This is a genomic window from Polaromonas sp. P3_C2 (genome assembly GCF_056402675.1).
This window is the reverse complement of record NZ_JBFUGX010000509.1, coordinates 1-3,015: the sequence shown is the minus strand read 5'-3', so window position 1 is coordinate 3,015 and position 3,015 is coordinate 1. Positions and strand designations below refer to the sequence as shown.

The following is a 3,015-nucleotide window of genomic DNA, read 5'->3' as shown; positions in this document are numbered from 1 at the left end:
AAGCGCATCCGCAGATGCAAGGTCTCTATTACACGGCCAATGTCAGGGAGCATGCCCGCTTGCAGGCCATCGCAATGCAGTACAAGCCCTCGGTGTTTTTTCATGCGGCAGCGTACAAGCATGTCCCATTGATGGAGTTGAATAACGAAATCGAAGCGGTCCGAACCAATATTCTCGGAACCATTCACGCCGCTAAAGTGGCCGGTGCATGCGGTGCCCAGAAGTTCGTCTTGATCTCCACTGACAAGGCAGTGAATCCCACCAATATCATGGGAGCCACCAAACGCATGACGGAACTCGTGGTGCAGAGCATTGCACGCGAGTACACCGACACCCAGTTTGTGTCGGTTCGGTTCGGAAATGTTCTGGGCTCAAGCGGCTCTGTGGTTCCGCTGTTCACTGAGCAAATTGCGCGTGGTGGCCCGATCACTGTGACGCACCCCGACATCGTGCGCTATTTCATGACGATTCCGGAGGCCGCCAAATTAGTACTGCAGGCCGGGCTTATGGGACGCAGTGGCCAGATTTACGTGCTCGATATGGGTGAGCCTGTAAAAATTGTGGATCTGGCCCGGATGATGATTCGTCTTTCGGGTAAATCCGAACACGACATTTCGATCACTTTTACCGGTTTGCGTCCCGGCGAAAAACTATTTGAAGAATTGATGGCTGATGACGAAACCACGGAGCCCACTCCCCATCCCAAACTCCRTGTGGCCAAATCGTCGGGCGATCAGGCCGTTGCCATCGACGATGTAACAGCCTGGATATCCGCTGTTGGTGCCGCACCGTCCGGCGAAACCGTGAAGGCTTGGTTAACCAGTCATGTTCCGGAGTACAAATCCCGGATCTGATTTCGCTGGTTCCTTGTTTACAGCGAAATTCCTGTGCGCTCCAGAATGTCGCTGACCAGTTCCAGCCGCATCAAGGGGTTGTCCAGTTGCATCAGGCGCTGCTTTAATTCCAGCGGCATCGGCAACAGTTCGCACCAGCGGTTGGCGACCCATCCGCAGTCGTTCAGCCTGTAGGGCGCCAGTAGCGGCATTTGTGCTTGCGGCACCTCGCGTTCCTGCAGGCTTGTAATCAGCTTGCCCAGGGCATTGGCCGTGGCCTGCAGGTCAACCGGAATTTCCACCGGTTGGTCGTCTTCCAGCCGGGTGACATCGGCAATCCACAGGCCATGCCTGAGTTTTTCGCGGCGGGTGATTTCAAAGCGCTGCGCACCGGTGCAGCGTATGGCCATCAGGCCCGGTTGCGGGCTGGAGAACTCGGTAATGGTGGCCAGGGTGCCGATGGTGCTGAAGGCCTCGTTCGCAAAGCCGTCGCCCGTGGGGGTGCCTGCATCGGCGGGCCGGCGTACCTCGGAGCCTTCGGTGAGTGAAACAACGCCGAAAGGCGCACCCGCCTTGTGGCATTTACCGATCATGTCGAGGTAACGGACCTCAAAGATGCGCAGCGGCAACACGCCGCCGGGGTACAGCACCGCGCCCAGCGGGAACAGGGGAAGGGAGGTCAGTGTCAGGGCTTCTGGCATGGTCTCATCGTGCTTTGGAGTGCCGTGAACCACATCATCCCATGTGACCCGCGCGGTGAATTTTTCGTGCGGCTGATACGCCTTTTATGCCTTGGGACTTATGCCTTGCTTCCGGGAATTGCCGGCCTCTCAGCTGACGGCATCGGCTGGCTGGCGCAGCAGCATGGCCAGGGAGTTGGCCACGGTCTTGCGCAGTTCCCTGCGGTCGCAGATCAAATCGACTGCGCCCTTGGTTTGCAAAAACTCGGCGCGCTGAAAGCCTTCAGGCAGCGTGACGCGCACGGTGGACTCAATGACGCGCGGGCCGGCAAAGCCGATCAGGGCCTTGGGCTCGGCGATCACGATGTCGCCCACGAAGGCAAAGCCGGCGCTCACACCGCCCATGGTCGGGTCGGTCAACACGCTGATGTAGGGCAGGCCTTTTTTGGCCAGGCGGGTCAGCGATGCATTGGTTTTGGCCATTTGCATCAGGCTTAGCAGGCCTTCCTGCATGCGTGCGCCGCCGGTGGCGGTAAAGCAGATGAAAGGCACTTTTTGCTCGATAGCGGCGTGCACGCCGCGCACAAAGCGCTCGCCCACCACGCTGCCCATGCTGCCGCCCATGAAATCAAACTCAAAGCAGGCGACCACCACGCCGATGCTGTGAACGGCGCCGCCCATCACCACCAGGGCGTCGGTTTCCTGGGTGTTTTCCAGGGCTTCTTTCAGGCGTTCGGGGTATTTGCGGCTGTCCTTGAACTTGAGGGCGTCGACGGGCAGCACTTCCTGGCCCAGTTCATAACGGCCTTCCGGGTCCAGAAAGGCGTCCAGCCGGGCGCGCGCGCCTATGCGGTGGTGGTGACTGCACTGCGGGCAGACGTTCTGGTTTTTTTCCAGGTCGGTTTTGTAGAGCACGGCTTCGCAACTCGGGCACTTGATCCACAGGCCCTCGGGCACACTTCGACGCTCGGTCGGATCGGTGGGGCTGATTTTTGGGGGAAGAAGTTTTTCTAACCAAGACATTGGGTAAGTCCTTAGGGTGTCGAGCGGGATCCAGACGCATTTGCCGGGCGAAAAGCGCAATTATGCGCCGGGTTTCGCCCATTAAAAGTCAGTCCAAAGCAGTACGGATTTCCTTCAAAAAGTCCCTGGCAACGATTGCCACCTTGTCACGCGGCTGGTTTTCAATCAGCTGGATGATCTTGCTGCCGATCACCACCGCGTCGGCCACCTTGCCGATGGCCTTGGCCGTGGCGGCGTCGCGAATGCCGAAGCCCACGCCCACGGGTACGTTCACATGCTTGCGGATGCGCGGCAGCATGGCCTCCACGGCGTCCACGTCCAGCGTGCCGGCGCCCGTCACGCCCTTGAGCGAGACATAGTAGACATAGCCGCTGGCGACTTGCGCCACCTGGGCCATGCGGGCGTCCGTGCTGGTGGGGGCCAGCAAAAAGATCAGGTCCATGCCGTGGGCGCGCAGCCGGGCGGCAAATTCCACGCAT

General features: G+C 59.5%; 4 protein-coding genes. 1 reads left to right on the top strand and 3 read right to left on the bottom strand.

Annotated features, from left to right (window positions below; translation table 11 throughout):
* Window positions 1–854 (top strand): polysaccharide biosynthesis protein (locus AC1DWI_RS18040; RefSeq protein ID WP_477725362.1); only part of this gene is annotated, 854 nt, incomplete at its 5' end.
* Between the two features lie 17 nt (window positions 855–871).
* Here AC1DWI_RS18040 and AC1DWI_RS18035 read toward each other — a convergent pair.
* From AC1DWI_RS18035 to AC1DWI_RS18025, 3 genes are all read right to left on the bottom strand, one after another.
* Complete coding sequence (locus AC1DWI_RS18035) at window positions 872–1,534, bottom strand: LON peptidase substrate-binding domain-containing protein (protein WP_477671341.1); 663 nt, start codon at window positions 1,532–1,534, stop codon at window positions 872–874.
* Window positions 1,535–1,663: 129 nt separating this feature from the next.
* Entirely contained in the window at window positions 1,664–2,536 is an 873-nt protein-coding gene (gene accD, locus AC1DWI_RS18030; RefSeq protein WP_457279350.1) for an acetyl-CoA carboxylase, carboxyltransferase subunit beta, read from the bottom strand.
* An 88-nt stretch (window positions 2,537–2,624) separates the two neighbouring features.
* On the bottom strand, window positions 2,625–3,015 hold a 391-nt coding region (locus AC1DWI_RS18025), incomplete at its 5' end, for a tryptophan synthase subunit alpha (RefSeq protein ID WP_477725361.1).

What these genes read in the sequence shown, in the direction of transcription:
- AC1DWI_RS18035 (WP_477671341.1), bottom strand. Translation starts at nt 1,534, where the DNA reads ATGCCAGAAGCCCTGACACTGACCTCCCTTCCCCTGTTCCCGCTGGGC.
- accD (WP_457279350.1), bottom strand. Translation starts at nt 2,536, where the DNA reads ATGTCTTGGTTAGAAAAACTTCTTCCCCCAAAAATCAGCCCCACCGAT.